The organism is Pseudomaricurvus albidus, from assembly GCF_018863235.1.
GTDB lineage: Bacteria > Pseudomonadota > Gammaproteobacteria > Pseudomonadales > Cellvibrionaceae > Pseudomaricurvus > Pseudomaricurvus albidus.
Genome location: NZ_JAHKRS010000008.1, coordinates 42,553 through 67,213 on the forward strand (window position 1 = coordinate 42,553; position 24,661 = coordinate 67,213).

The following is a 24,661-nucleotide window of genomic DNA, read 5'->3' on the forward strand; positions in this document are numbered from 1 at the left end:
AATCCGATTCAGTGGATCAGGGCGAACTCGCGCATGATCTGATCGCACCATTTCGCCAGTCGTTCTTCGGTCTGGTCAAATTGATTCTCGTCGTCCAGGGCGAGGCCGACAAAGTATTTTTGGTCTGGTGTCAGGGCCTTGGAGGCTTCAAAGTCATAGCCTTCGTTGGGCCAATAGCCCACTGGCTGTGCGCCCAGTTTGACCAGTTTGAAGTGCAAGTAGCCCATGGCATCCAGAAACCACTCCGGGTAACCCACCTGGTCACCGAGTCCGTACAGAGCGACTTTGCGACCTTTAAAGTTCACCAGATCCAGCTCATCCCAGATCTCTTCCCAGTCTTCCTGCAGTTCACCGTAATCCCAGGTAGGTATGCCCATGATTAAAAAATCGTAGTTCTCCGCGGTGAGCATGGACTCATCAGTGATGTTGTAAACATCAACCACTTCATCAGTCAGAATGTCACAGATTTTGTCGGCCACAATTTCGGTATAGCACGTGGAGCTGCCGTAAAAGAGGCCTACGGGGGCTTTACTCATGGGATCTATCCTAATTTCGAGGGCGTCATTCTAGGGGTAAGGCTAGAAAAATGCACGAATTGCGGACGATTCAATGGGGGTTTTGCGGGCTTTATACCGAACCGGGAAAACCCATTTGACGCCAGGCCTCATAAACAATGACTGAGACGGCATTAGACAGGTTCATGCTGCGGCTGTGTGGCTGCATTGGAATACGCAGTACATTTTCAGGAGGTTGTTGCTGCAGAATTTCGGCGGGTAATCCACGGGTTTCAGGGCCAAAAACCACATAGTCGCCGTGGGCAAAGGGCGCGTCTGTGTAGGAGCGGGTTCCTTTGGTGCTAATGGCGTAGAGGTTTTCGGGCTGACAGGTGGCCAGAAAGCTTTCCCAGTCTTCGTGAACCTGCATATCCTTCCACTCCCCGTAATCCAGTCCTGCGCGTCGCAAACGCTTGTCATCCAGCTCAAATGCGATCGGTTTGATCAGGTGGAGCTGGGCGCCGGTATTGGCCGCCAACCGGATGATGTTGCCGGTATTGGGGGGGATTTCGGGTTGGAAAAGGACAAGGTTCAGTCGGGGAGAGGTGTCAGTCATGGGGGTGTGATCGGGCTCTTGTCGGTAAATGTCTGTGAAATAGGGCGGGCGGGAGTATAAAGCAGAGTCGCCCAGGATTCATATAAGCGTCATCACCCTGTCATCTGGGGCGCTTACCCTGCACGCAGATGAAAACAAGACTGCACGGATGCGGACTCTCCACACCTTACTCAGGGGCGTTCTGCCCCTTTCTCTTCTCTCATTTGGACCCTCTTATTGCTGGGTGACAGAATCCTCGGGTTCTCCCAGTTCAATATCGACACCCAGTTCGTCCGAAATGTCGTTAAGCTGATCCATCAGCTGCTCCATATTCACATTGACAGGCAGGCTGATGATGCCCTCTGCGGTAAACATGGGGTCGCCGGACCAGGGCATGCTGGTGCAGTGGGTTTGCAGGTCGTCCAGATTGATTTGATGGCTGGCAAAGGCCTGGGAAAGCTCGCGGATAATGCCGGGCCGGTCATTGCCCATCAGGTTAAAATGCAGATTTTGCAGGGGTTCGCCGGTTTCCGCTTCCAGAGTTTCGGAGGCGACAACTTCAATACCGCGCCGGGCCTGCAATTCGCTTAATGCTTGCCGTAAAGCCGGCAGCTGATCGGCCGGTACGCTGATTTGGAGAATTCCTGCGAATTTGCCCGCCAGATGGCTCATGCGGCTTTCCAGCCAATTGCCCTGATGGGCGGCAATAGTGCTGGCCAGGGCTTCTACCACGCCGGGTTTGTCGTCACTGAGGATGCTGAGTACGAGGGAGCGGTTCATAAGTCAGTCGCCTTCCTGTTTTGTGCGTCTTCGTATCCGGTGGACAAGCACTCAGAAACGAAATCGCGATCTTTGTTATTGAATTGAATGCAGTATAGTGACTGTTAGGCTTTACTGACAGTGTCGTAAATAATGTCCTTTAAAGGAAGAAATGTATGTTGAATCAATTGTATCGACGAGTAACCGGGTGTTTGTGGGGGGTGGCTGGCATGAGTGTTCTGGCAGCCAATGGTGTTTGGGCCGACAACATGACCATTGAGCAGGCGGTGGCCAATCCGCTGCGCACCGAAGCCAATGTCAGCCGCGATAGCTATCGCCATCCAGCTGAGACTCTGACGTTTTTTGAAGTGACTGGTGACAGCACGGTGGTAGAGATCTGGCCTGGCCGGGGGTGGTATACCGAAATCCTGGCACCGCTGCTGGCGGAGAACGGCACCTTCTATGCCGCCCATTTTGCCAAAGAAACCCCTGTGGCTTACTTTCAGAAAAGCCGACAGGCGTTTGAAGAGATGGTGAAAGACAAGCCGGAGCTCTATAAAGGCGTGGTGGTAACCGAGTTTGAACCTGCGCAGGATGTTCTGCCCGGACCTGTGGCAAAAGTGGATCATGTGCTGACGTTTCGCAATGTGCACAATTGGCTCAAAGCTGACACAGCAGAAAAAGCCTTTGCCGAGTTCTATCAGGTGCTGAAGCCCGGTGGAATCCTGGGGGTGGTGGAACACCGGGCCAAACCGGGCACGTCACTCAATGATATGGTTCGATCGGGTTACGTAACCGAGGAGAAAGTGATCGAGCTGGCCGAGCAGGCGGGTTTTGTGTTCGCGGGACGCTCAGAAGTGAATGCCAATGAAAAAGACTCTGCCGATCACCCAAAAGGTGTCTGGACCTTACCGCCAACGCTGCGTCTCGGTGATCAGGATCGGGATAAATACACAGCCATTGGTGAAAGCGATCGAATGACTTTAAAATTCCGCAAGCCCGAGTAACCCGGGCACTGGGTATTGATTCTGTGTTAAGGCGGTTCTGTTGATTATTCCTGTAGAAAAGCTATCCACCGATGCGGTGCACGGCTTGATTGAAGAGTTTATTACCCGTGAAGGTACGGATTATGGGGAAGTAGAGTTTTCCCTGTCGGACAAGGTTGAGCAGGTAAAAACTCAACTGGCCAACGGCGAAGTGGTGGTTGTGTTTGATGCGGTACTGGAAAGTGTGAGTATCAAAACCCGACGTGATGCCGACAAGGCCGAGCGGGAATATCAGCAGATGCTCGATGGTGACTTTACCACCGGGCAGGCCGCTGAACCCGATGACTTCGGCTTTAATCAGGATGTGTACCACGATGACTGAGAGGATCGCAGATCTGTCCGAATGGCTTCACACTGGACCTGAATCACCCTGTCTGGTGCTGGCTCATGGTGCCGGTGCGCCAATGGACAGTGACTTTATGGAGACCATGGCAACACTGCTGGCAGAGCGGGGTGTTGGAGTCATCCGCTTTGAATTTCCTTATATGCAGCAGCGTCGCAATGGCGGCAAGAAACGTCCGCCGGACCGACAGCCGGTATTGTTGGATCACTGGCGGCGGGTGATTGAGCAGCTGGGCAATAGAGAGTCCTTGTTTATTGGTGGCAAATCCATGGGTGGGCGTATGGCGTCGATGCTGGTGGATGAGCTTCCGGTTCAGGGCTGTGTTTGCCTTGGGTACCCGTTTCATCCGCCCTCAAAACCGGAAAAAACCCGCACCGAGCATTTGCAGTCTCTGGAGGCACCGGTGCTGATTGTACAGGGCACGCGCGATGCACTGGGTAAACAGGAAGAGGTGGCAGGTTATGAACTGTCGGACTCTATCCGTTTGTGCTGGCTGGAAGATGGTGATCACGACCTGAAGCCGAGAGTCCGTTCCGGCTTTACTCATGACCAACACCTGAAACAGGCGGCGGATGCCATTGCGGAATTTATCCGTACTCGATCCTTCTAGATCGGATTAGAAATTCTTGCGGTCAGAGTTAATGGCAGCTCTGGCTGGGTGGTGTATCCACCTGCAATATGATCCACTCCGCCAGATTGATCCAGTCTCTCATCAACGTTTTGATGACCAGCAATTTGCCATTGCCCCGGCAAGAACTCTCCAGAAGCTCCTGTCCCAGCCGGGTAAGGGTATCTACGACTTTGCCTACGCTCTGGGGGCTGAGTGTCACGTAAAAGTGATCGGCTGCCGGGTCTGATGGAAAGCGACGGGCTTTGTAAAATGGATCATCGGTAGAATAGGTTTGCCGGATCGCTTGCGGCTCTGCTTTTTGTCCCTGGAGTAAGTTTTGCACTTCAAGAGCCAGTTGTGCGTTTTGATCTCTCAACAGGCGAAAAGTCAGTTCCAGTGATCCGCGACTGAACAGATCCGGTCTGGCTTTACCGTTATTATTGACAACCATCATCATGCATATCCCCTACCGCCAACATTCAAGGGTTGTGTGTTTGTGAGTGGTTTGCACCGAAAATTTCGGAAGAAATGGCTTTCCGAGTTGCCTTAAGTGTAGCAATTGGGTTTTTATATGCTGGTTAAATTTATACAGACTTTACCACTATGACACAGACCTTTGACCATAACCTCGATACCACCGGGCTGACCTGCCCTGAGCCTGTAATGCTTTTACACAAAGCAATACGAGATGCAAAAAGCGGGGAGGTGGTTAAAGTGGTTGCTACAGATCCTTCGACAGAACGAGACATTCCGAAGTTTTGCCAGTTCTTAGGACACGAGTTGCTCGAAGCAGAAGTGGTTGATGGCGAGGCGATGAACTACTGCTATTGGATTCGCAAAAAATAGCGACCTGAGATTAAGCGGGGTTTTTTTGCCCGTGACACAGGTTTCAGTTGACCAAAGTTTCAGGCGACCGAAAGCCCGGCAGCGTAATCCCGTATTGATAGAGTTCTGAATTCATTACGGCGTCGGCAGGGCACGCCAGAGAGGGGGCTCCCTGGCGGCCTGGGTTTTGTTGCCTGCAGCGGCCGGAGCTTTTCAGCTCACGGGTTACACTTCATCCACAAGGGTTGAAATGGCGGCCAGGGCTTCCGGGTCTTCTGCTTTCAGCTTGTTGGCGATCTGGTGCTGAAAGAAATAACGGAATTCCTCACGGCTTTGTGCAGGGTAAAGGCAGCTGTCACCGGGTAATACGGGCGTATTCTCGATTTTCTGAGGATCCGCAAGCATACCGCAGACGGTACCGTCGTGGTGAAGGCGCCAGCTGACAACTTCTGTGAGTGTGATGCTGTGAAAACCGTTATCGGACAGAACCGCGTGAGTGCCGATGGTATCGGGGACTTCCTGCAGTACATCGTTGGGGTTTTCACACTGGAAGTCGTAGTACTCGGCAGCGGTTTCGAGTTCGACAACCTTGTGGATTGGGCCTTCGTAGAAGATCTCATCAATACCCGGGTCGTAATAGCCTTCCCACTTACCGTTTAGCGGGTCTTGAATCTCCGGTGCGGCGACTATATCGTCCAACCAGGGAACCAGACCTACGACTTCGCCATTGGCGCGCAGGGCCCAGCAGAGGATCTTCAGACTGAAGAGTTTATCGGGGCTTGCTTCGTTGGAGTAAAGCATCTCCAAACCGTCGAGCTCCGGAGAAAGGCGGATAATGCGTGAATTTTGCAGTTCCGAAAAGGGCTGCCCGGTGAAAAAATCGACCACGTTATCCATGTTGTGGCCAGATACTGAGGTCTTCATAATACCACCTCCATGATAAGCCTCTGGTAGAATTGCCCCTTAAACACTGGCCAAGGCGCCTGCTTAAGGGAGATCGTTGAGGCGGATGTATCTTTACTACACCTTCACTACATAAGGTATATGCTGTTTTTCAAAAGCACAATACTTGGAGGTGAATTTATTTTGCGTTTTTATAATCTTTATCGATAACAGGGGTGTCAGCTTGTCTGAGTATTATTTCGCGTACGGATCCAATATGAACGCCGAACGGATGAATGATCGCGGCCTGCGCTTCAAGCGGGCTCTGTCAGGCACCATTGAGGGGCTGGGGTTGGCCTTCAACAAGCGCGCTGCCGACGCTCCTCACAGGTCCTACGCCAATGTGGTGTATGCGCCACAGAGCCGTGTCGAGGGAGTGCTTTATCAATTGGACTGCCCGCGTGAGATCATAAAGATGGATCCGTTTGAGGGCTCTCCAAGGCTCTACAGTCGTGAAATTTACTCGGTGTCTACCGCAGAGGGACCGATTGCGGCCTGGGTTTACGTGGCCAACCGGGCGATGATCAGCGATAACCTGATGCCTGAGCGCTGGTACCTTGAGCATCTGCTCGCCGGAAAGCCCTACTTAACAGAGGGGTATTACAACGAACTCCTGCAAACACTGTGCTGTGACGAGGTCGAAAATATTGATCAACTTATTAAAGGCTCTCAGGAAGCTGTCGGGAGTCTGAGCGAAGTATGAGTGCGTTTGAAAAGCCCCTGAATCGGGTGGGGTTAAACCACCTTGAACTGGAGGCCGTTTTTCATCAGGTATTTGAGTCCTCACATCGCACCCGACTGGTGGGAGGTGCGGCTGAACCGCTTTATTCTCCTGCATCAAGTGCCGAGTCGTTTCATCGGATCATCTACACCCGCGATTATGCCGCCAGTGCCCTGCATGAAATTGCTCACTGGTGTGTGGCAGGGCGGCAAAGGCGTCTTCAGGAAGATTACGGTTACTGGTATGCGCCGGATGGACGCAGTGAGGAACAACAGGCTTTGTTCGAAAAGGTGGAAGTCAAACCTCAGGCTCTGGAGTGGATTTTCTCTGTTGCTGCCGGACGCGGGTTTCGGGTCAGTGCCGATAATCTGGAAGCGGAGCTGGGCGCGAGTGAGGGCTTCAAAGATGCCATTTTTCAGCAAGTGCAGCGCTATTGTGCAGAGGGATTGCCGGATCGAGCCCATCGATTCACTCAGGCGCTGGCTGAACGCTCTGGCTTGTGCGCGCCATTGACGGCGGAATACTACCCGCGAGAGGTGCTTTAACGTTGGACAGGTTGCCACAAACTTCCGAAATCTGTTTGCTGGATGCGTCCATCTATATTTTTCGTTACTACTTTTCCCTGCCGGATAACTGGTTCTCTGAGGAGGATTACCCTACCGCCGCGGTGTATGGTTATACGGCCTTCCTTCTTAACTTTCTGACCCGGCAGCGACCGTCGCAGATGGCGGCCTGTTTTGATGAAAGTCTCGGCAGTTGTTTTCGCAACGAACTCTATCCCGATTACAAATGCAGCCGGGCTCTGCCTGACGACGCGCTGGCTTTCCAGTTGTACGCCTGCCGTGAAGTGACCGAACTGTTGGGTATCGCGAGCTTTGCCAGTGATACCTATGAAGCTGATGACCTTTTGGGAACCCTGCTGGAAGATATCAAGCGCAGTGGTGAACAGCGGGGCGTTGGCATTCTGACCAGAGACAAGGATCTGGGACAGTTGTTGCTCCGGCCGCAGGATTACCTCTGGGATTACGTGAACGAACGACAGCACCAGAAATTGTATCGCGACGACATCTTTCAAAAGTTTGGTGTCTGGCCAGAACAGCTGTCCGATTACCTGGCATTGGTCGGCGATACGTCGGATGATATTCCAGGTGTGCCAGGCATCGGACAGAAAACTGCGCAGACACTTTTACAGTGGCAACCTTCCATTGAGGCTCTGTTTGAACATATCGAACTGCTCCCACAGTTGCCGATTCGTGGAGCTAAAGGGTTGCCCGAAAAACTCGTGAATCATTCCGAGCAGATTGTGCTGTCTCGCTGTTTGGCGGACATAGTCACCGATGTCGACTGGGTCACTGAAGGTGGTGGTTACTCCAGCCTGGCGATGAATTTTGGCAAACTTGATGTAGCAGCCTTTGAAGACTTTTGTTTGCGAATGGGGTTCGGAGCCGGTTTGATGAAAAAGTTTAACCAGTTGACCGCTGTTGATGAGCCGGTTGAATTGAATGCAGTGGATATCCTATGACCCGTTTACAGATTGTTGCCGATGAGAATATTCCTTTGGTTTCAGAGTTCTTTGCCACCCTTGGGGATGTGAGCACCTACCCGGGGCGCACTCTGACGGCCGAGCAGGTAAAAAATGCCGATGTGCTGCTGGTGCGTTCTGTGACTCCGGTGAATGAAACATTGCTGGCCGGAAGCAGAGTGCAATTTGTAGGTACCTGTACCATCGGCATTGATCATCTGGATGTAGAGTATTTAGAGCAAAAGGGCATTGCCTATCACAGTGCTCCCGGTTGTAATGCCAATTCGGTGGTGGAATATATATTCAGTGTTCTTGCCAAGGTGAAAACCGACTGGTTGCAGGCGAGTTTTGGCATAATTGGCTGTGGGAATGTAGGGGGGCATTTGTACAGACGCCTGAAGGCGTTGAATCTTCCTGTCGTTTGTTATGACCCGTTCTTAACCACAGAAGACAACCCCGATCTTTGCGGGCTGGATGAAGTGCTCAATGCAGAAGTGATTTGCATGCACACACCGTTGACCCACGGTGGTGAATTTCCCAGTCATCATCTGTTGGACGAAGCCCGCATCCAACAACTAAAGCCGGGCTGTCTGTTGATTAATGCCGGCCGTGGCCCGGTTGTCGATAACCAGGCACTCAAGCGTGTTCTGCAGCAGCGTGATGATCTGACGGTGGTGCTGGATGTCTGGGAGCCAGAACCAAATCTGGATATCGAATTAATGCAGCAGGTCGCTTTGGCCAGTCCACATATTGCCGGTTACAGCTATGACGGCAAGGTCGAGGGCACAGCCATGATCTATCGTGCGTTGTGCCGTCAGCTGAACTGTGAAGAAACTGTTTTATCGTCACAGTTGTTGCAGGACGATAACGCAGATTTTAAAAAGATACTGCCCAATGAAATGCCCAACTCTGGCGATATCTTGCAAAGCACCGTCAATCAAATCATTTTGCAAGCTTACGACGTGGGAGAAGATGATCGTCGCATGCGAAGCAAACTGCTTGGCGACGAATGCCAGCAATCTTCCCAAGCATTTGCTCAGGGGTTTGATGAGCTGCGAAAGCATTATCCCAAGCGCCGGGAGTTTCCCTGTTTTCAAGTCGATTTATCTTCCGAAAATTTTCCGGCAGACAAAAAAAAGTCGCTCAACAAGTTGCTGGCGACTTTAGGTTTTGACCTAACAATATGAGAGGAGAGTTTAACGAAAACCTTGCAACATCAGAGACTGCTATCTGCAGCCGTCCCTACTGAGCCCTGAGGATGTGATAGAGCCTGTTCTATCATTTCCTCCGTGATTGGTATTTCAGCCCCGTCATCGTCAACGATAGCCGCACCGTAGAAGTTAACTTCTTTAGCATCAGAGATGTCTTGCGTGTCTGAGTGTGGGGTACGGTTCAACATGAGATACCTGCGTTTTCATTGGGGGCCACTATAAAGTTGCGCCGTGACAGTTTTATTACATATAGCCAAATAGCATTAGCCGGCTGGCTAAGTATTGTCAGGCGCATCCCGTTCATCTGTTATTCAGTATAGCCATCAAAACTCGAGCAGGGCTGTGACTCAAGTCGACTCCCTAGAAATAATACGCATAAGAATTTGTGAGCTATAACAGAATCTTTTCTGTGGGACAGAACGGTGCATTACAGGCACAGTTAGGGGGCTGGCTGGTTAAGATTGATTCTTAATTACTGCTTTGGGATCCATTTTTTGTTCTATTGTTGTGCGTTTTTGGGGTTGGTAGAGTCAGGCGAAACACGTCCAAAAAGCGCCGTGTCGGTACTGAGCGCCGACAGAACAAGTGAGATTTGTTAGAATGCGCGCCGGCCTTATGACGGGATTCAGCGGGCGATATCTTATTCAATTTCCATATTTCTGGCCGGTGGTAAGGCTGGCTAGTGAAGGCTGCAGTGATGACTAACCCTTTAACACTCGGTTTGATAGTAAACCCCTGGTCGGGCATTGGCGGACCGGCAGGTCTGAAAGGCAGTGACGATCGCGCATTGGTCGAGCAGGCTTTGGCCGGCGGAGCAGAGCGTCGGGCTTCCGGACGTGCCCAACGTTGCCTCAAGCAGTTGCACCTTACCGGGGGTGACATGCTGACGGTGCTCACTTGCGGCGGCTCTATGGGAGAGGATGAAGTTCGCGCGGCAGGGTTTGATCCGCAGGTGGTGTTTTCCTGCAGCGAGACTGACAGTCTGGCAACCGATACACAGCACGCGGCTCGCCTGCTGATGGAAGCCGGAGTTGATCTGCTGTTGTTTGTGGGGGGGGATGGTACGGCCCGGGATATTTGTGCCGCCGTTGGTGAAAACCTGCCCGTCCTGGGTATTCCTTCGGGTGTGAAGATGCATTCCGGTGTCTTTGCGATCTCGCCGGAGGGGGCGGCTGAAGTGGTATTGTCCATGATGTCCGGTGATCTGGTGGATCTGCGATTGCAGGAAGTGCGTGACATTGATGAGTCTGCCTTTCGCCAGGGTGTGGTGAAAAGTCGTTTCTATGGTGAGATGCAGGTGCCGGAGTGTGGTCATTTTGTGCAGAGCACCAAAGACGGTGGACGCGAGGTAGAAGAGCTGGTGCTGGATGATATCGCCGCAGATTTGCGCGAAAGACTGGAACCCGATGTTTATTATTTGGTGGGTGCAGGCACAACGCCAAGAGCCTTGATGGACGAGCTGCAGCTGCCCAACACCCTGTTAGGGATCGATGTGATTTGCAATGAGGCATTGGTTGCTGCAGATCTGTCCGGTCAGCAACTGGAAGCATTGCTGCAGGACTTTGAGGGGCAGGTGGTGATTATCTTGTCCATTACCGGTGGCCAGGGTTCATTGATTGGCCGCGGCAATCAGCAATTAACCCCGAATGTGTTGATGCGGGCCGGAAGGGAAAACGTTTGGGTGTTAGCCACCAAAAGTAAAATCAAGGCCTTGTCGGGTCGACCGCTGCTGATGGACAGCAATGATCTTGAGTTGGATAAGGCCTGGCGAGGTTATATTCCGGTAATCACCGGTTATCACGATCAAATACTCTACCCGCTGGGAACGCATTTTGAGGATTCGGACTCCGCAGGGGAGTTGACCCAGTGAGTATACTGAAAGAAAAAGTGCAACAGGCTTTAGCTGCGGCAACGGAAAAACAGGAGTCGGGGTCATCCACAGGTTTGGATTCCCAGCGTTTGTTTCATGGCCGGGGCTGTGTTTATCCCGGTTATGAGCAGGTAACAGTAGATCTCTATGCCCCGGTTCTGTGGGTGACTTTTTTCAAGCCAAACGAAGACGTTGAATTTGAAGAACAGGTGACTGCTGAGGTGACTGCTCTGGCTCAGGTTTATGGGCTTGAGGCGGTCTTGGTGCAGCGTCGTTACCTGCAGGATTCACCGTCGGAATGTGTGTGGGGTGTGTTGCCGGAGAACATTTGCGCTCAGCGAGGTTCAGCCAGATTCACCATTCAGTTGGGCGGGCGTCAGAACACCGGATTCTTTTTGGATATGGAGCCCGGCCGAGAATGGTTGGAGCAGCGGGCAGCGGGTAAGCGAGTGCTCAATCTGTTTGCTTATACCTGTGCCTTTTCAGTCGTGGCGCAGCAGGCCGGTGCCAGTATGGTCGTCAATGTTGATATGAGTCGTGGCGCGCTGAATCAGGGACGGGAAAATCATCGCTTGAACAATTTGCCGACCGACCCGATTCGCTTTTTACAGGAAAACATACTCAAGTCCTGGGGGCGCATTCGTCGCCCGGGGCCCTACGATATTGCGATCATTGATCCGCCCAGTTTTCAGCGAGGCAGCTTTGTTGCCAGTCAGGACTATCGCAAGCTGGTGCGTCGCTTGCCGGAATTTATGGCTCGCGACGGGGATGTACTGCTGTGTCTCAATGCGCCAGAGCTGGGAGAGGATTTTCTGCGGCAGCTGGTGATGGATGAGTGTCCCGACTGTGAGTTCGTCTCTCGTTTGACACCGTCAGCGGATTTCCCCGATGCGGATCCGGATCAGCAGTTGAAGCTGATGCACTTTCGCTATTGTCCGCCATCTGCAGACGTCGAGTAACCGCTTGTTCTCAGTGATCCTGAGATTGCAGAAACAGGTTGTGCATCGTGCGACGGATCTGTTGGGAATCGCCGGAACGCAGGGCTTCGCGCAGTTGATGGATATTGGTCTGCTGGGTTTCCAGCACCGATGCGGGAAGCTGCGGATCAATATCGGTAATCAGTGTTGTTGCCGTAGAAGAGAGCAGGGTAAACGCCTTGTGGGTCAGAATGACCTGATCCATGCCCTCCTGGCGAATGGTTTCGCCGTAACTCAGATAACCGGATTCGGCCAGCCAGATAGCCGCACCGAAACAGGATTGATGGCGCTCGCTGTGCAGGCCGTATTCATCCGGGGTGTCCGGTCCGCTGATGTCTTCCACCAATAGCAGGTTCTTGCGCGGAAAGGAGCGGTACAGCTGCACCAGTATCTTTCCGGCGTCCTTGTAGAAATCATCGATATGAATATCGCCCACGTTCTGCTCCTTTCAGCGGTTGTGCGCCATCATTTGCTTTCAGTGCATTATTGGGCGTAGCGGTCGATAAATTCCGCGAAGCGATTAATCGCCATTTCGATTTCATCTGCGCGGGGCAGGAATACAATGCGGAAATGATCCGGGTCTTTCCAGTTGAAAGCCGTACCTTCGACCAGTAGAATTTTTTCCTGGATCAGGAAATCCTGTACCAGCAGTTGATCATCATGAATCTTGTGCATGTTCAGATCAATTTTAGGGAACAGGTACATGGCGCCTTTGGGTTTGACGCAGCTGACACCGGGAATGTCGTTGATCTTGTTCCAGGCCATATCCCGCTGCTCCCTCAGGCGACCACCGGGACGGATCAGCTCATTGATGCTCTGGTATCCTCCCAACGCTGTCTGAATGGCATACATGGCGGGTACGTTGGCGCACAGGCGCATGGATGACAGCATTTCCAGACCTTCAATAAAGCCTTTGGCTCGCTGTTTGGCGCCACTGATGACCATCCAGCCGGAACGGAACCCTGCCAGGCGGTAGGTTTTAGACAGGCCATTGAAGCTGATGCACAGCACGTCTTTTGCCAGTCGACCCATGGGGACAAATTCCGTGTCGTCGTACAGAATCTTGCTGTAGATCTCGTCGGCAAAAATCACCAGATTTTTCTCGCGGGCCAATTCAACAATTTGTTCCAGCAGCGCTTCACTGTAGACCGCCCCGGTGGGGTTGTTGGGGTTGATGACCACAATGCCGCGGGTCTTGTCGGTTATCTTGGAGCGGATGTCGTCGATGTCCGGAAACCAGTCTGCCTGCTCGTCACACTGGTAGTGCACGGGGTTGCCCCCGGCCAGATTCACCGCTGCGGTCCACAATGGGTAGTCCGGTGACGGAATCAGCATCTCGTCGCCGTTGTTCAGCAGCGCTTGCATGGACATGACAATCAGTTCGCTGACGCCGTTACCGAGAAAAATATCGTTGATCTCGACGCCAGGTACGCGCATTTGCTGGCATTCCTGCATGATCGCCTTGCGAGCTGAAAACAGGCCGTGGGATTCGCAGTAGCCCTGTGCGTTGCGCAGGTTGTAGATGACGTCCAGAATGATTTCGTCAGGGGCTTCAAAACCGAACGGTGCCGGGTTGCCAATGTTCAGTTTGAGAACTTTGTGGCCCTCTTCTTCCAGGCGATTGGCGTGTTCCAGAACGGGTCCACGAATGTCGTAACAGACATCATCCAGTTTGTGAGATTTTTCAATGCTGTGCATTTGCATTACCATCGTACGGTCAACGAAAAATTGGTTAAGGCCTGCTACCTGCGAATTTTGGCTGTCAGTATATTGCGGTAGATCCTGTCAGAGAGGGTTGAACCCGGAATCTGCGGGGCCGAGATGTAACTGAGCGAGATGCTACTGAGAAAGCCGCCTTAAGTCATTAAGAATAAACGGACCGAATTATGTCAGATCACCCAGAAAAAAACGATGACCTCCGCCAAAACGAAATCTGGCGGGACAAACTGACTCCAGAGCAGTACCACGTCTGCCGTGAGAAGGGCACAGAGCGGGCTTTTACCGGTGAATACTGGCAAACCACCACGCCGGGGCAGTATTTGTGCCGCTGTTGTGGTGAACCGCTGTTTGAGTCTGAAACCAAGTTTGACGCCGGTTGTGGCTGGCCCAGTTTTTACCAGCCGTTGGCAGAAGAGGCGATCACGGAAGAGCGAGATACCAGTCATGGGATGATTCGCACCGAAGTGACCTGCAGCAAGTGCGGTTGTCATCTGGGGCATGTGTTTCCCGATGGCCCGGCGCCAACGGGGTTGCGATATTGTATTAACTCGGCCTCCGTGAAGTTGGATCCTGCGGATGAAAGAGCGTCCTGAGAAGGACCGTCAAGGAGAGCCCCAGGCTGAAAGCATGAGAACATTTCACTCGATTTATGAAACGGCCGTCCTGCACAAGGGGGGCGAGGCGGCTGTGGAAGCCAATCTGCCCAAATTGCGCAGTCCGGACCAGCTAAAGCAGTTAACCGATGACCGTTATTTGTCGGACATCAGCCGTCGGATCTTTCGTGCCGGCTTAAAGCACTCCATGGTGGATGGTAAATGGCCCGCCTTTGAAGAAGTCTTTTTCGGCTTTGATCCCTACCGGGTAGCCATGATGTCTGATGAAGAGCTGGAGGCCTTGACCCACGAGCCCCGGATCATTCGCCACTTTGGCAAAATTAAGGCCGTGCGGGCAAATGCTGTGTGGGTGCTGGATGTTGCCAGGGAGTATTCATCTTTTGGTTCTATGGTTGCTGACTGGCCGGTGGAGCATATTGTCGATCTGTGGGTGCTGATGAAAAAGCAGGGCACCCAGCTGGGAGGTCAGTCGGCATCCCGTTTCTTGCGGATGGTGGGAAAAGACGGGTTTCTGCTCACCGATGATGTGGTGAATGTGCTGAAAGCGGAGGGTATTGTCGACAAACTGCCAACCAGCAAGCGGGATTTGCAGAAGGTGCAGGAGGCATTCAACCAGTGGCATGCCGAAAGCGGCCGGCCGATGGCGGAAATCAGCCGTATCATCTCGTTTACGACCAACAGTGACATCATCTAGGCATGTTGGCGGCGGGTGCGGCGATTAATCGTACACCGCTTTTTTCTTCCAGTTGACGTCGGCCTCGAACTCTTCCCACTCGCCAGATTGTGGACCGGCTTGTTTACCCGGCTGCCCTTTGGGATCTTGCTGGGCGACTTGCTGCTCCAGCTTGGCGATCACATCATTGAGCTGCAGGATCTGTTTCTGGTAATTCACTTCACCGCTCTCTTTGGCTAACAGCTTTTTCGCGAGGGTGTAAAAGTGAATTGCCAATCGTTCTTTTTGGCTGTTCAGGGCTTGTTTGGCGTTCAGTATGTGATTATCAACGGTGATCTGAACCTGCAAGCGCTTAATCTGACTGGTGTATTGCTGCAACTGTGCTTCGCTGAGTTTACCCGCATTTTTCAGTTGCCCAAGATAGTTGGTCAGGGCCTGGAGCAGCGATTGAACCTCTTTGACTTGCTGAGAGCTGTTGAGGGTAGTGCGTTTCTTGGAGGCTGGTTGCTGACGCAGCTCATTGAGTTGCTTGCTGAACAGGGTTAATTCGTCGACATGGGTCGTGATTTTGGGTTCCAGATGGGTCAGTTTCTCGCAGGCATCGATCAGGCTTTGATACACCAGCAGGTTGAGTTCTTTTGGCAGAAATCCTGCCGGGAAGCCACTGGCCATATATTTGAAGTCTCTAAGCCGCAGCTTGCAGGCAGTGAGCTGCCGTTGGCGTTGTTTGCGCTTGCGTTCCATCGTCTGGGAGATAAAGGCGTAGGCGACCAGTATCACCAGGATGACAATAATGATGGCAATGATAGCGGTAGAAGACATGGAATCCGGACTCGTAATGGTGAACCTTTGTATAGGTATCGGCCTGAAACCGGCAGACATGAGGTCTTCTCGCAAACCCCGTCCTGGCGCAGGCCGTCCAGCTTTCTAAAATTAATGATTTAGGCGTCAGTGTACCCGATAATTTGTCAAAAGGTATCCGTTGGCGTCTCGTGAGCTGATCAGCGGCGGGTTTCAAGTGGTTGACGGTTGTGAGCTGTTTGTCGTGAGGACGCGTTTTCGAGCTCTGGGACAAGGTGATCTAAGTCCTTGTATAAAAACTGAAAAAAATGACACAAGTATATTGACAGGGGTGCGTCCGCTACTTAGAATGCGCCCCACTTCTGAAGACGACGCCACACAGGCAAGTCTGGGAAGGTCCAGGGTCCCCTTCGTCTAGAGGCCTAGGACACCGCCCTTTCACGGCGGTAACAGGGGTTCGACTCCCCTAGGGGACGCCATTGCGGGAATAGCTCAGTTGGTAGAGCACAACCTTGCCAAGGTTGGGGTCGCGAGTTCGAGTCTCGTTTCCCGCTCCAAATTTTTAAAGCCGCAGATATTTTCTGCGGCTTTTCTTTCCTAGGAAAGAAATTTTCCGGTTTTTGACCGGTACAGTTTCTGTCCCCTTCGTCTAGAGGCCTAGGACACCGCCCTTTCACGGCGGTAACAGGGGTTCGACTCCCCTAGGGGACGCCATCTTCAAGCCGGCCACGTCTGTGGCGGCTTTATGCGGGAATAGCTCAGTTGGTAGAGCACAACCTTGCCAAGGTTGGGGTCGCGAGTTCGAGTCTCGTTTCCCGCTCCAAATTAAGATCCATCTAGTTTTGACGTAGATTGTTTCCTGAACTCTACCCGTGCCGGGCAGGGGCGGGAACCGAGCCTGCGTCTCGTTGCATTCGCGACATCCTTGTCGCTCACCCTGCGGGCAGCAAAGCTGTGTCAAAAGGCTCCTGCCTTTTGATCCCGCTCCAAATTAAGATCCATCTAGTTTTGACGTAGATTGTTTCCTGAACTCTACCCGTTCCGGGCAGGGGCGGGAACCGAGCCTGCGTCTTGCCGCATTTAATCTTTTTTCTGTTCATGTGTGACTCTCTTCTCGCCTGATGTATATACAGCCCTTAGCCGGCTCTGACCTCGGTTTATTCAGCTAAACTCAACAGGGTTCGCTCTCTCGGTTACTTCCTGTTTGCTGACTTTTGTTGAGCTGCGATTTCACTGAAGCTGGTTTGGGCACGTTTATGGAAAAATATGCGACTTCTCATGAAGGGGTGTCTGCGGCTGCTTTCCTGCCTCGGGAGCGCCATGATCGGCGTTCGCCTCGCATTAAGGTGTTTGTCATCGTCTTGCTATTTTGCCTGGTGGCGGGTTTTTCAGTGCTGTTGTTTTTGAACCCTGTTTATCGCAGTAGTGCGAATCTGCTTATCTCGGCGCCTGTGGCCATCGATCAGGGGGGGGTAGAGGCTGATGTTCAGCAGGTGGCGATTCAGCGGGAAGTCTTGCTGAGTGACAAGCTGCTGGAGCGCACGATTCGGCGGGCTCAGTCTGCCGGTCTTTCTGAGATGTCAGTGAGTGATGTTCGGCCGCTGTTGAAGGCATTGCCGGTTGAGGGCACAAACCTGATGGATTTGTCGGCAGAAGGCAGTGATGAGGAGGCTTTACCTGTTTTAGTCCACAGCTGGGTGCAGGAGTATCTGGCGATGCGGGCGGATGACGTAAGGCGCAATGTGCAGCAAACCAAAAGTTCTGTCGAGCAGGAACTGGAGCAGATTTCGACACAGGTGACGGCTGCGCGCGAGGCGCTGGATGCGTTCCGTGAGGAGCACAATATTGTCTCTGCCGAGCGTGAGGAAAATGAGGCGCTATCCAGATTGCGTGGACTCAACACGTCCCTCAATGCGGCGATGGAGGCTGAAGTCACTGCCAGATCGCAGCTGGAGGAGGTTCAGGCGGCAAGGGAGCAGGGAAGGCTGTTGGTCGCTCCGAGTCAGCAGGAGTATGTGAATGACCTGCAGAACCGTTTAAACGCCCAGAGAGCCAGGTTGGCTGTGCTGGAGCAGCGCTACACCAGAGATTACATCAATTTAAAGCCTGAGTTACGGCAGATTCCCGAAGATGTTGAGGCGCTGGAGAAAGAGTTGCGAAATATTCAGGCCTCAGCAACCCGCCGGGCTTTGAATGAGGCTGAGCAAGAGTACGAACGGGCCCAGCGTGTGGCGAAGAATTTGCGTGAAGAGTTCGCGGCGCGAAAAGCGGAAGCAAGAGAAATTACGGCGGTTTTCACCGAGCATGAAGCTCTGGTTACGGATCTGGAAGAGTTGGAGCAGCTGAGTCGCGATACGCTGACCAGGCTGGCGCAACTGGAAGCGCGTCAGTTTGATCGGCAGGCTCAGGTCACGGTGATTGCCGAGGCCAGCAGTGCTTTCCGGATTTGGCCCGATTACGGACGGTTGAGCCTCTATATCGTCGCAGGCTCCCTGGCCGCGGCGATCTTTTGTGTCTGGCTGATGAGCTGGCTGTTGGGCAGGCGCGAGCAGGGGGGCATTACGCTCAGTGGTGTTCACATCCACCCCGGTTCACCCGGGGAAGCGCTCAGCTACGAGCGCGCAATTCGGGAGTCGCTGGAGCATCGCAGCGAGTCATCACTGGAAGATCAGTCGCGGGGACGCCCGGACTCATCCTCTGGCTAGAGTGCGATTAGGGCCGGGGGGCTAACCCGGCAAATGCTTCAGTGTAGCCCCAAAATTCTTGCCCGTTGCTTTTCGTAATCGAAATCGGTGTTATCATTCTCCGCCTCAAAGCGCAGCTCGTCCAATTGCTGGTAGAGGGAAATCTCTTCATCCGGCATGTAATGCAGGCAGTCGCCGCCAAACAACCAGAACAGATCTCTCGGTACCTGTGGAGCCAGGTGTGGGTAAGCCGCCACAATGCGGCACAAAGCCTGTTGGCCTGTGGCGATAAAGGCCTCATCAAATGATTTGCTGTTGGCCAGCAGGTCAAGTTGTGACAGCAGGGTCTGATCTTCTTCACTGAGCTCATTGACAGGCATGGCCTGAGCTGCGGCTTGTTGCAGAGCTTGCAGCAGGTTGCGATGAAATTGGACGTATTGGTTTTTCATGGGGCTCCTCATCTTTAATTCTGTCATTCTACCCCAATATGGAGTGGCAAGAAGACTTGTCAGGTTCATGGAATGAGCAGGGCGTTTTTGAGGAAGCAAGCATCAGCAGATTTCGGGTGGAAAGTTATGAGTGTTGCATTATCAATCAAGCAATTGTCGAAAACCTACGACAACGGCTTTGAGGCATTAAAAGGCATCGATCTGGAGGTGAAAGAGGGCGACTTCTTTGCCTTGCTGGGGCCTAACGGTGCCGGTAAATCCACTACGATTGGCGTGATCTGCTCGCTCGTGACCAAAAGCGGGGGCAAGGTTTCCATCTTCGGTCATGATATCGATACCGATTTTGCGGCAGCCAAGAAAGAGTTGGGGATTGTGCCTCAGGAGTTCAACTTTTCGCAGTTTGAGCAGGTTCGCACCATCGTTGTCAATCAGGCCGGTTATTACGGTCTGAAAAAATCTCTCGCGGAGGAGCGGGCCGACAAGTACCTCAAGCAACTGGGGTTATGGGAGAAACGCCACACTCCGGCGAGGATGCTGTCTGGCGGTATGAAGCGACGTTTAATGATTGCCCGCGCACTGGTGCATGAGCCTCACCTGCTGATTCTCGATGAGCCAACCGCGGGGGTGGATATCGAGCTGCGCCGCTCAATGTGGGAGTTTCTCCAGGACATTAATGCCAAGGGGACCACCATTATTCTGACTACCCACTATCTGGAAGAGGCTGAAAGCCTTTGCCGTAACATTGCCATTATCGACAAGGGCAATATTGTAGAAAACACCAGTATCAAGGCGCTGTTGAAAACGCTGAATAAAGAGGTATTTGTGCTGGATACGCGTGAAGCTCTGACTGCTGCGCCAGAGGTTGAAGGTTATCAGCTTAAACTGGTTGAAGAGCACAGTCTGGAAATTGAAATCGAGAAAGGGGGGTCGCTGAATGAAGTGTTTGAATCCCTGACCCGAAGTGGAGTGCATGTAGTGAGCATGAGAAATAAGGCGAATCGCCTGGAAGAACTGTTTGTCTCGTTAGTCAATGGCAGCGCTGACAAGACCGAGAAAGCGGAGGTGAAAGCATGAGTCCGCAGGAGCAATGGATCGCCTTGACCACTATCATCCGCAAAGAGATTCACCGATTTATGCGTATTTGGGTACAAACTCTGGTGCCCCCGGTGATTACCATGGCCCTGTACTTTGTCATTTTCGGAACCCTGATCGGTTCCCGTATTGGTGAAATGGGTGGCTTTAACTATATGTCGTTTGTGGTTCCCGGTCTCATTATGATGTCCGTCATCACCAACTCCTACTCCAATGTGGTGTCGTCTTTTTACAGTGCCAAGTTTCAGCACAATATAGAAGAATTGCTAGTATCGCCGACGCCTAATTATATTATTTTGCTGGGCTTTATCTGTGGCGGTGTGGCGCGAGGGCTGATGGTCGGCCTGATTGTGACAGTCGTATCGCTGTTGTTTACCAAGCTACATATTCAGCATTTGGGCATTACAGTGGCCATTGTTCTGATGACTTCAATTCTGTTCTCGCTGATGGGGTTTGTGAACGCAGTTTACGCCAACTCATTCGATGACATTTCAATTATCCCGACCTTTGTGCTGACGCCGCTGACCTATCTTGGGGGTGTTTTCTATTCCATCAGCTTGTTGCCGGAGTTTTGGCAGGGGGTTTCGCAATTGAACCCTGTGCTCTACATGGTGAATGCTTTCCGCTATGGGGTGTTGGGAGTTTCAGACATTAATATCAGCTTCGCCTTTGCTGGTGTGGCAGTGTTTATTGTGGCATTGACGGTTTACTGCCTGCATCTTCTGAAAACCGGAAAGCGGCTCAGAGCCTGATTGCAAAAGGGTAGAGTGATTGTTGATGTCAGTTGTGCACAATGGCAGCGAATTGAACCATTATCATCAACTAAACCGTATACAATTGAGTCGTACAAAATTGGCGAATAAGCGTCATAGGTATTGAATTATGGCTGGTAAAGATCCCCATCAGGGAACCCTGCTGGGTAAGAACACAGAATATGTTTCCGTTTACAGTCCTTCCTTGCTGTGTCCGATTCCCCGGCAGCAATCGCGTCGCGAGTTGGGTATTAACCCGGGGGCTTTGCCGTTTCGCGGGGTCGATATCTGGACGGCCTACGAAATTTCCTGGCTGAATAATGATGGCAAGCCCGTAGTGGCCATTGCCGAGTTTGAAGTGCCGGCCAACAGCCCGGCGATCATCGAGTCCAAATCGTTTAAGTTGTACCTCAATTCGTTCAATCAGACGGCATTCTCAGACGTACAAAGCGTTTCACAGACTCTGGAATCGGATCTGTCCAGTGCGGCGGGGGCAACGGTTATGGTGCGTTTGAAGCCTTTAGAGAGCGTGGCTCTTGAAGGTGTGGGGCACTTTACAGGGGAGTGTATTGACGATGAGCCGGTCAAAATCGACTGTTATTCACCCAGTCCGGACCTGCTGGCACTGCATAAACCCGAGAAAATAGTCAGTGAGTCTCTGTACAGTAATCTTCTCAAGAGTAATTGTCCGGTGACCGGTCAGCCGGATTGGGCCAGTGTGTTTGTGCAGTATCGTGGCGCCCAGATTGATCGGGCGTCGCTGTTGAAATACATCATTTCCTTCCGTGAGCATCAGGACTTTCATGAGCACTGTGTAGAGCGCATGTTTTTGGAGATTCAGGAGCGCTGTCAACCGGAAGCGTTGACGGTGTACGCTCGATATACACGTCGCGGTGGATTGGATATCAACCCCTACCGCACCAATGGCTCTGAAGGCCCAATGGATGTGAGACTGGTCAGGCAGTGATGCCTGCCGGCAGGGATGTTTTAGCGGGGATGCGGGCGGGGGGCCGTTAGGTTCCCCGGTCAACGTTAAATAACCTTGTCTCGCAGTGCGTCGGCTGCAGCTTCCAGTGCCTTGATGGCGCGTTCGCGGTCATAGTTGCGCACCTTGTCCATGTCCAGGTGCATGGAGAAGCCGTCCAGGCTGTGTTCGAAGTAGTTCTGGTTCTTGCCGAGATCCTTGCGCAATCCCACTACGCTGTAGACCTTGATGGGGTGGCTGAACCCCTTGACTCCAATCTCGCCTTTGTCGCGACACATGATGGTTTCGCGGCACAGAGACCAGGTTTCATGAGTGACCAGAATCTCATCCGGTGAAGCCGCTGACTCCAGGCGGCTTGCCAGGTTAACGTGGGTACCCAGGACGGTATAGTCCAGGTGGTGTGATGTGCCAAAAGTACCGACAGTACAGTAGCCGGTGTTGATGCCCATACGGATCTGCATTGGGCGTTTAATGCCCTGATCCTGCCACTGTTTCTGCAGAACTTTCATTTTCTTGCGCATGGCCAGTGCCATAGACACACACTGCACAGTGTCGTTCTTGATCCCTTTGCTCTGATTGTCGCCAAAGATGACCATGATGCCGTCACCCATGAATTTATCGATGGTGCCGCCGAACTGGCTGACAATCATCGACATTTCCTTGAGGTAGGTGTTGAGGATATCGGTCAGTGCCTCAGCTTCCAGTTCTTCCGACAGTTGACTGAAGTCCTTGATGTCGGAGAAGAAGATTGTCAGACGCTTGCGCTCGGTTTGCAGTGTGCTGTCACGGCCTTCATTGATGGCGGACCATACCGGCGGACTGATATAGCGGGACAGCTTGTAAGCCCGGATTTTGAAGGTGTTCTTCTCGCGATTGAGCAGGTCTGTTTGCTTACGCAGGTTGGCGATCTGGCTGTAGGTATAAAAAGCCGAGGCGCAGAAGTAGGTGAGGATGCCAATCAGGCTCGCCAGGCTGATATTCAGTTGCGTGGATAAGATCCATTGGGGTTTGTAAACCAGCAGTCCCAGAGCGATACCGGCGGTCATGGCCAGATTGTCGTGTGCCCACTTCTTGCCGCCGCCGTTCAGCAGGGCATTGAATTGCACCATGGTGACAAACAGCAGCGTGGGAAGAAGGGTGAAGCTGGACAGTGCCAGGATGAAACCCAGCAACATGGAATCTGCACAGCCCAGCCAGCGCACCACTTCTGGCAGTTTCTCAGCCCCGACCCGGCGGCAAATGCGATAAGCAATGTAGATGTAAATCAGGCTGAAGAAAATCGTACCAGCCTTGAAGAAATCGATGTCGCTGAGGTTGAGCTGAGATGCCAGGGTGCCAGATGCCGCAAAGCATATTAATGCTCTGAAATAGTACTGTGACTTTACAGAGTCCATCTGGGCGTTAGGGTCATCTGTCATTGTCTTGACTTGCCTGCCTGCGGGCTGGCGTCTGCTCCTACCAAAAAGGGCTGGTTAAGGTATTCTGACCGCTGAAAATGAGTGGTCGTACTCTTTTTTCTGAATCTGTTTGCAATATCCTTTGCGGAGGCGCTCAGTCTCCCTGATTTAAAGAGGTCGAGCGAAAAGCAGTTGTCTGTGCAGCGATGACTTGTCCAATACGCTTAGTGGCTCAGGTTTCTACACTGCGCGTGGAGTACCCCTGCGCTTTGCGAAAGTGGGCCAAAGGCACCTGTTTCCTTTAGTTACTGGGCGATATTAGGGTTTTTAGCCCACTTTGTCTAACTCTGCGTCCCCATGAAAAAGGCAGAAAGGTAACTTTTGGCACTCATTACATCTTTTTGAGTTGATTGTTTGGTTTCCGGCTTCATTTGAGGCTAGATTTCACCCTTCAGAAGCTTTTTCAAGCTTTCAGTCTCATGCTCAGGTATTTACTTTCGAGCTCAGTATATTGCTGTTGTAATCCCTCATAGTCGCTCCTTAGTTGATCCAGCTCCTTATGGCTGGCACCCTCGCTTTGCCCTTCCAGAGTGGCTTGCATTTGCAGCACCAGTTGCTCGCTTTCCTGTTTCAATCTTTGAATCGCCAGACTTTTCTGTTCGTGTTCTTCTTCCAATTTGGCCAGTTTGCGGCGCAGATCGCGATTTTCTTCCTTGTCGTGACGGAGTTGATGATCACGGCTGGTCACGTGGGATTTGAGTCTGGTTATCTGCTCGTGGGCGTCGCTGAGCTCTCTTTCCATCAGTTTGACGCAGGTCTCCGATTCATTCAGGTAGCGAAGCTGTTGATCCAGTTGTGTTTTCAGGTCATCAATCAGGGCTTCTTTATCGGCGCTGGAATAGGCAACCGCCAGACGTTGTTGTAACTCGCTGATCAGATTGTGCTGGTTGCTGGCAATGGATTTGAGGCGCTCGAGCTCCGCGGAGGGTTCTATTGGCGTTTCCACGGTTGCTGCAGGTTGTTCGGACTGATCCTGCTGGCGGAAGGCGTGGCTGAAGTCTTCATAGGCCGCCTGATAACCTTGCAGCAGGGTGTCGAATTCGTCTTTGTGGTCTGTATCGGATGCCAGATGACTGATTTGGGAATGGTATTCCTGAGCCTGATTTTGAGCGTTCTGCCACTTTTCTTCCAGCTCTAAGAACAGGGTCTTAAACTGTTTCAGGTTCTCCACGCGCCGCTGGCTGTCTGACAGGGCTTTTTGCAAAGCCTCGATGTCCATCTCTTCTGCTGGAGTCTCTTCTGTGTCGTCGGTGGCTGTGGGAGGTTGTTCGGGCCCCGGGTCATTACTCGCCTGTCGAGACACTTTGAGGTCGAAAGCCACACGTTTCAGTCGGGACTGGAGGCGCAGGACGAGCTGTTTAAGGCTGCGCGTGTGCATCAGGAGATAGAGGCAAATCAGGATCAATAGTCCGATCAGCTCTATGACGCCAAAAATAACCCAGTGAGAGACCTGCATTTACCTTGTTCCTCCCAGAACAATCGCTTGAACAAACGCTATCGGCAGGTTTTTCATTGTCAAT

The 24,661-nt window shown here is 52.3% G+C and carries 28 protein-coding genes and 4 tRNA genes; 20 read left to right on the top strand and 12 right to left on the bottom strand.

Annotation, left to right across the window (positions count from 1 at the left end; genetic code table 11):
• Nucleotides 1-8 precede the first annotated feature (8 nt).
• The 3 genes from fldB to KOI40_RS13285 form a co-directional block, all read right to left on the bottom strand.
• Nucleotides 9-536 (bottom strand): flavodoxin FldB, encoded by a 528-nt coding sequence (gene fldB, locus KOI40_RS13275; RefSeq protein WP_216098020.1) that lies wholly within the window; start codon nt 534-536, stop codon nt 9-11.
• Nucleotides 537-627: 91 nt separating this feature from the next.
• Nucleotides 628-1,110, bottom strand: coding sequence for a tRNA (uridine(34)/cytosine(34)/5-carboxymethylaminomethyluridine(34)-2'-O)-methyltransferase TrmL (gene trmL, locus KOI40_RS13280; RefSeq protein ID WP_216098021.1), 483 nt, complete (start codon nt 1,108-1,110; stop codon nt 628-630).
• Nucleotides 1,111-1,323: 213 nt separating this feature from the next.
• Nucleotides 1,324-1,869: a glycine cleavage system transcriptional repressor gene (locus KOI40_RS13285; RefSeq protein WP_216098022.1), complete on the bottom strand. Its 546-nt coding sequence runs from the start codon at nt 1,867-1,869 to the stop codon at nt 1,324-1,326.
• Between the two features lie 155 nt (nt 1,870-2,024).
• Between KOI40_RS13285 and KOI40_RS13290 the strand changes: the two genes are divergently transcribed.
• The 3 genes from KOI40_RS13290 to KOI40_RS13300 are packed head-to-tail and all read left to right on the top strand — an operon-like array spanning nt 2,025 to nt 3,847.
• A complete protein-coding gene (locus tag KOI40_RS13290; protein ID WP_216098023.1) occupies nt 2,025-2,855 on the top strand; it encodes a class I SAM-dependent methyltransferase in 831 nt (276 codons plus the stop codon).
• Between the two features lie 40 nt (nt 2,856-2,895).
• Complete coding sequence (locus tag KOI40_RS18760) at nt 2,896-3,216, top strand: YheU family protein (protein WP_216098024.1); 321 nt, start codon at nt 2,896-2,898, stop codon at nt 3,214-3,216.
• Complete coding sequence (locus KOI40_RS13300) at nt 3,209-3,847, top strand: alpha/beta family hydrolase (protein WP_216098025.1); 639 nt, start codon at nt 3,209-3,211, stop codon at nt 3,845-3,847. The genes KOI40_RS18760 and KOI40_RS13300 overlap by 8 nt, the downstream gene beginning before the upstream one ends.
• A gap of 28 nt (nt 3,848-3,875) precedes the next feature.
• Here the strand turns inward: KOI40_RS13300 and KOI40_RS13305 are convergent, their stop codons facing one another.
• The gene (locus KOI40_RS13305) at nt 3,876-4,304 is read right to left on the bottom strand and encodes a hypothetical protein (protein ID WP_216098026.1); all 429 of its coding nucleotides are present in this window, start codon (nt 4,302-4,304) and stop codon (nt 3,876-3,878) included.
• Nucleotides 4,305-4,450: 146 nt separating this feature from the next.
• Here KOI40_RS13305 and tusA point away from each other — a divergent pair, with 146 nt between their 5' ends.
• A complete protein-coding gene (tusA, locus tag KOI40_RS13310; RefSeq protein WP_216098027.1) occupies nt 4,451-4,693 on the top strand; it encodes a sulfurtransferase TusA in 243 nt (80 codons plus the stop codon).
• A 204-nt stretch (nt 4,694-4,897) separates the two neighbouring features.
• Here the strand turns inward: tusA and KOI40_RS13315 are convergent, their stop codons facing one another.
• Complete coding sequence (locus KOI40_RS13315) at nt 4,898-5,596, bottom strand: hypothetical protein (RefSeq protein ID WP_216098028.1); 699 nt, start codon at nt 5,594-5,596, stop codon at nt 4,898-4,900.
• A 151-nt stretch (nt 5,597-5,747) separates the two neighbouring features.
• On the opposite strand from KOI40_RS13315, the gene KOI40_RS13320 reads away from it, so the two are divergent.
• From KOI40_RS13320 to KOI40_RS13335, 4 genes are read left to right on the top strand one after another with little or no spacing between them, the layout of a single operon-like run.
• On the top strand, nt 5,748-6,317 hold the full coding sequence (locus tag KOI40_RS13320) for a gamma-glutamylcyclotransferase family protein (protein WP_369413186.1): 570 nt from the start codon (nt 5,748-5,750) through the stop codon (nt 6,315-6,317).
• Nucleotides 6,314-6,880: an elongation factor P hydroxylase gene (locus KOI40_RS13325; protein ID WP_216098030.1), complete on the top strand. Its 567-nt coding sequence runs from the start codon at nt 6,314-6,316 to the stop codon at nt 6,878-6,880. Before KOI40_RS13320 ends, KOI40_RS13325 begins: the two co-directional genes overlap by 4 nt.
• Nucleotides 6,881-6,882: 2 nt before the next feature.
• On the top strand, nt 6,883-7,857 hold the full coding sequence (locus tag KOI40_RS13330) for a 5'-3' exonuclease (protein ID WP_216098031.1): 975 nt from the start codon (nt 6,883-6,885) through the stop codon (nt 7,855-7,857).
• The gene (locus KOI40_RS13335) at nt 7,854-9,044 is read left to right on the top strand and encodes a 4-phosphoerythronate dehydrogenase (protein ID WP_216098032.1); all 1,191 of its coding nucleotides are present in this window, start codon (nt 7,854-7,856) and stop codon (nt 9,042-9,044) included. The genes KOI40_RS13330 and KOI40_RS13335 overlap by 4 nt, the downstream gene beginning before the upstream one ends.
• 29 nt (nt 9,045-9,073) lie before the next feature.
• Here the strand turns inward: KOI40_RS13335 and KOI40_RS18910 are convergent, their stop codons facing one another.
• Nucleotides 9,074-9,256 (bottom strand): PA1571 family protein, encoded by a 183-nt coding sequence (locus KOI40_RS18910; protein ID WP_369413187.1) that lies wholly within the window; start codon nt 9,254-9,256, stop codon nt 9,074-9,076.
• Between the two features lie 509 nt (nt 9,257-9,765).
• On the opposite strand from KOI40_RS18910, the gene KOI40_RS13340 reads away from it, so the two are divergent.
• The gene (locus KOI40_RS13340) at nt 9,766-10,938 is read left to right on the top strand and encodes an ATP-NAD kinase family protein (protein WP_216098033.1); all 1,173 of its coding nucleotides are present in this window, start codon (nt 9,766-9,768) and stop codon (nt 10,936-10,938) included.
• Nucleotides 10,935-11,897, top strand: a complete 963-nt coding sequence (locus tag KOI40_RS13345) for a class I SAM-dependent methyltransferase (protein ID WP_216098034.1) — start codon at nt 10,935-10,937, stop codon at nt 11,895-11,897. The genes KOI40_RS13340 and KOI40_RS13345 overlap by 4 nt, the downstream gene beginning before the upstream one ends.
• Before the next feature lie 10 nt (nt 11,898-11,907).
• Here the strand turns inward: KOI40_RS13345 and KOI40_RS13350 are convergent, their stop codons facing one another.
• Together KOI40_RS13350 and KOI40_RS13355 are read right to left on the bottom strand one after the other, a co-directional pair.
• Nucleotides 11,908-12,351: a hypothetical protein gene (locus tag KOI40_RS13350; protein ID WP_216098035.1), complete on the bottom strand. Its 444-nt coding sequence runs from the start codon at nt 12,349-12,351 to the stop codon at nt 11,908-11,910.
• A gap of 47 nt (nt 12,352-12,398) precedes the next feature.
• The gene (locus KOI40_RS13355) at nt 12,399-13,613 is read right to left on the bottom strand and encodes a pyridoxal phosphate-dependent aminotransferase (RefSeq protein WP_216098036.1); all 1,215 of its coding nucleotides are present in this window, start codon (nt 13,611-13,613) and stop codon (nt 12,399-12,401) included.
• A 188-nt stretch (nt 13,614-13,801) separates the two neighbouring features.
• On the opposite strand from KOI40_RS13355, the gene msrB reads away from it, so the two are divergent.
• Together msrB and KOI40_RS13365 are read left to right on the top strand one after the other, a co-directional pair.
• Nucleotides 13,802-14,227: a peptide-methionine (R)-S-oxide reductase MsrB gene (gene msrB / locus KOI40_RS13360; protein WP_216098037.1), complete on the top strand. Its 426-nt coding sequence runs from the start codon at nt 13,802-13,804 to the stop codon at nt 14,225-14,227.
• A 34-nt stretch (nt 14,228-14,261) separates the two neighbouring features.
• Nucleotides 14,262-14,942 (top strand): DNA-3-methyladenine glycosylase I, encoded by a 681-nt coding sequence (locus KOI40_RS13365; protein WP_216098038.1) that lies wholly within the window; start codon nt 14,262-14,264, stop codon nt 14,940-14,942.
• A 24-nt stretch (nt 14,943-14,966) separates the two neighbouring features.
• Here the strand turns inward: KOI40_RS13365 and KOI40_RS13370 are convergent, their stop codons facing one another.
• The gene (locus KOI40_RS13370; RefSeq protein WP_216098039.1) at nt 14,967-15,743 is read right to left on the bottom strand and encodes a hypothetical protein; all 777 of its coding nucleotides are present in this window, start codon (nt 15,741-15,743) and stop codon (nt 14,967-14,969) included.
• 382 nt (nt 15,744-16,125) lie between these two features.
• Here KOI40_RS13370 and KOI40_RS13375 point away from each other — a divergent pair.
• The 5 genes from KOI40_RS13375 (at nt 16,126) to KOI40_RS13395 (ending at nt 18,427) form a co-directional block, all read left to right on the top strand.
• Nucleotides 16,126-16,201, top strand: a tRNA-Glu gene (locus KOI40_RS13375).
• A gap of 2 nt (nt 16,202-16,203) precedes the next feature.
• Nucleotides 16,204-16,279: transfer RNA gene (locus tag KOI40_RS13380), tRNA-Gly, on the top strand.
• Between the two features lie 81 nt (nt 16,280-16,360).
• A tRNA-Glu gene (locus tag KOI40_RS13385) sits at nt 16,361-16,436 on the top strand.
• Between the two features lie 33 nt (nt 16,437-16,469).
• Nucleotides 16,470-16,545, top strand: a tRNA-Gly gene (locus KOI40_RS13390).
• 433 nt (nt 16,546-16,978) lie between these two features.
• Nucleotides 16,979-18,427 carry a GumC family protein gene (locus KOI40_RS13395; protein ID WP_216098040.1) on the top strand — a complete coding sequence of 483 codons (1,449 nt, stop codon included), beginning with the start codon at nt 16,979-16,981 and terminating at the stop codon, nt 18,425-18,427.
• Between the two features lie 38 nt (nt 18,428-18,465).
• Here KOI40_RS13395 and KOI40_RS13400 read toward each other — a convergent pair whose 3' ends face one another.
• The gene (locus KOI40_RS13400; protein WP_216098041.1) at nt 18,466-18,855 is read right to left on the bottom strand and encodes a PA2817 family protein; all 390 of its coding nucleotides are present in this window, start codon (nt 18,853-18,855) and stop codon (nt 18,466-18,468) included.
• Nucleotides 18,856-18,981: 126 nt separating this feature from the next.
• Here KOI40_RS13400 and KOI40_RS13405 point away from each other — a divergent pair, with 126 nt between their 5' ends.
• From KOI40_RS13405 to queF, 3 genes are all read left to right on the top strand, one after another.
• Nucleotides 18,982-19,929, top strand: a complete 948-nt coding sequence (locus tag KOI40_RS13405) for an ABC transporter ATP-binding protein (protein WP_216098042.1) — start codon at nt 18,982-18,984, stop codon at nt 19,927-19,929.
• Nucleotides 19,926-20,699: an ABC transporter permease gene (locus KOI40_RS13410; protein WP_216098043.1), complete on the top strand. Its 774-nt coding sequence runs from the start codon at nt 19,926-19,928 to the stop codon at nt 20,697-20,699. Before KOI40_RS13405 ends, KOI40_RS13410 begins: the two co-directional genes overlap by 4 nt.
• Before the next feature lie 130 nt (nt 20,700-20,829).
• Nucleotides 20,830-21,666, top strand: coding sequence for an NADPH-dependent 7-cyano-7-deazaguanine reductase QueF (gene queF / locus KOI40_RS13415; RefSeq protein ID WP_216098044.1), 837 nt, complete (start codon nt 20,830-20,832; stop codon nt 21,664-21,666).
• A 65-nt stretch (nt 21,667-21,731) separates the two neighbouring features.
• Here queF and KOI40_RS13420 read toward each other — a convergent pair whose 3' ends face one another.
• Nucleotides 21,732-23,102 (bottom strand): adenylate/guanylate cyclase domain-containing protein, encoded by a 1,371-nt coding sequence (locus tag KOI40_RS13420; RefSeq protein ID WP_216098045.1) that lies wholly within the window; start codon nt 23,100-23,102, stop codon nt 21,732-21,734.
• A gap of 442 nt (nt 23,103-23,544) precedes the next feature.
• Complete coding sequence (locus KOI40_RS13425) at nt 23,545-24,597, bottom strand: coiled-coil domain-containing protein (RefSeq protein WP_216098046.1); 1,053 nt, start codon at nt 24,595-24,597, stop codon at nt 23,545-23,547.
• Nucleotides 24,598-24,661 lie beyond the last annotated feature (64 nt).

What these genes read in the sequence shown, in the direction of transcription:
- fldB (WP_216098020.1), bottom strand. Translation starts at nt 536, where the DNA reads ATGAGTAAAGCCCCCGTAGGCCTCTTTTACGGCAGCTCCACGTGCTAT.
- trmL (WP_216098021.1), bottom strand. Translation starts at nt 1,110, where the DNA reads ATGACTGACACCTCTCCCCGACTGAACCTTGTCCTTTTCCAACCCGAA.
- KOI40_RS13285 (WP_216098022.1), bottom strand. Translation starts at nt 1,869, where the DNA reads ATGAACCGCTCCCTCGTACTCAGCATCCTCAGTGACGACAAACCCGGC.
- KOI40_RS13290 (WP_216098023.1), top strand. Translation starts at nt 2,025, where the DNA reads ATGTTGAATCAATTGTATCGACGAGTAACCGGGTGTTTGTGGGGGGTG.
- KOI40_RS13300 (WP_216098025.1), top strand. Translation starts at nt 3,209, where the DNA reads ATGACTGAGAGGATCGCAGATCTGTCCGAATGGCTTCACACTGGACCT.
- KOI40_RS13305 (WP_216098026.1), bottom strand. Translation starts at nt 4,304, where the DNA reads ATGATGATGGTTGTCAATAATAACGGTAAAGCCAGACCGGATCTGTTC.
- tusA (WP_216098027.1), top strand. Translation starts at nt 4,451, where the DNA reads ATGACACAGACCTTTGACCATAACCTCGATACCACCGGGCTGACCTGC.
- KOI40_RS13315 (WP_216098028.1), bottom strand. Translation starts at nt 5,596, where the DNA reads ATGAAGACCTCAGTATCTGGCCACAACATGGATAACGTGGTCGATTTT.
- KOI40_RS13325 (WP_216098030.1), top strand. Translation starts at nt 6,314, where the DNA reads ATGAGTGCGTTTGAAAAGCCCCTGAATCGGGTGGGGTTAAACCACCTT.
- KOI40_RS13335 (WP_216098032.1), top strand. Translation starts at nt 7,854, where the DNA reads ATGACCCGTTTACAGATTGTTGCCGATGAGAATATTCCTTTGGTTTCA.
- KOI40_RS18910 (WP_369413187.1), bottom strand. Translation starts at nt 9,256, where the DNA reads ATGTTGAACCGTACCCCACACTCAGACACGCAAGACATCTCTGATGCT.
- KOI40_RS13340 (WP_216098033.1), top strand. Translation starts at nt 9,766, where the DNA reads ATGACTAACCCTTTAACACTCGGTTTGATAGTAAACCCCTGGTCGGGC.
- KOI40_RS13355 (WP_216098036.1), bottom strand. Translation starts at nt 13,613, where the DNA reads ATGCACAGCATTGAAAAATCTCACAAACTGGATGATGTCTGTTACGAC.
- msrB (WP_216098037.1), top strand. Translation starts at nt 13,802, where the DNA reads ATGTCAGATCACCCAGAAAAAAACGATGACCTCCGCCAAAACGAAATC.
- KOI40_RS13365 (WP_216098038.1), top strand. Translation starts at nt 14,262, where the DNA reads ATGAGAACATTTCACTCGATTTATGAAACGGCCGTCCTGCACAAGGGG.
- KOI40_RS13370 (WP_216098039.1), bottom strand. Translation starts at nt 15,743, where the DNA reads ATGTCTTCTACCGCTATCATTGCCATCATTATTGTCATCCTGGTGATA.
- KOI40_RS13395 (WP_216098040.1), top strand. Translation starts at nt 16,979, where the DNA reads ATGGAAAAATATGCGACTTCTCATGAAGGGGTGTCTGCGGCTGCTTTC.
- KOI40_RS13400 (WP_216098041.1), bottom strand. Translation starts at nt 18,855, where the DNA reads ATGAAAAACCAATACGTCCAATTTCATCGCAACCTGCTGCAAGCTCTG.
- KOI40_RS13405 (WP_216098042.1), top strand. Translation starts at nt 18,982, where the DNA reads ATGAGTGTTGCATTATCAATCAAGCAATTGTCGAAAACCTACGACAAC.
- KOI40_RS13410 (WP_216098043.1), top strand. Translation starts at nt 19,926, where the DNA reads ATGAGTCCGCAGGAGCAATGGATCGCCTTGACCACTATCATCCGCAAA.
- queF (WP_216098044.1), top strand. Translation starts at nt 20,830, where the DNA reads ATGGCTGGTAAAGATCCCCATCAGGGAACCCTGCTGGGTAAGAACACA.
- KOI40_RS13420 (WP_216098045.1), bottom strand. Translation starts at nt 23,102, where the DNA reads ATGACAGATGACCCTAACGCCCAGATGGACTCTGTAAAGTCACAGTAC.
- KOI40_RS13425 (WP_216098046.1), bottom strand. Translation starts at nt 24,597, where the DNA reads ATGCAGGTCTCTCACTGGGTTATTTTTGGCGTCATAGAGCTGATCGGA.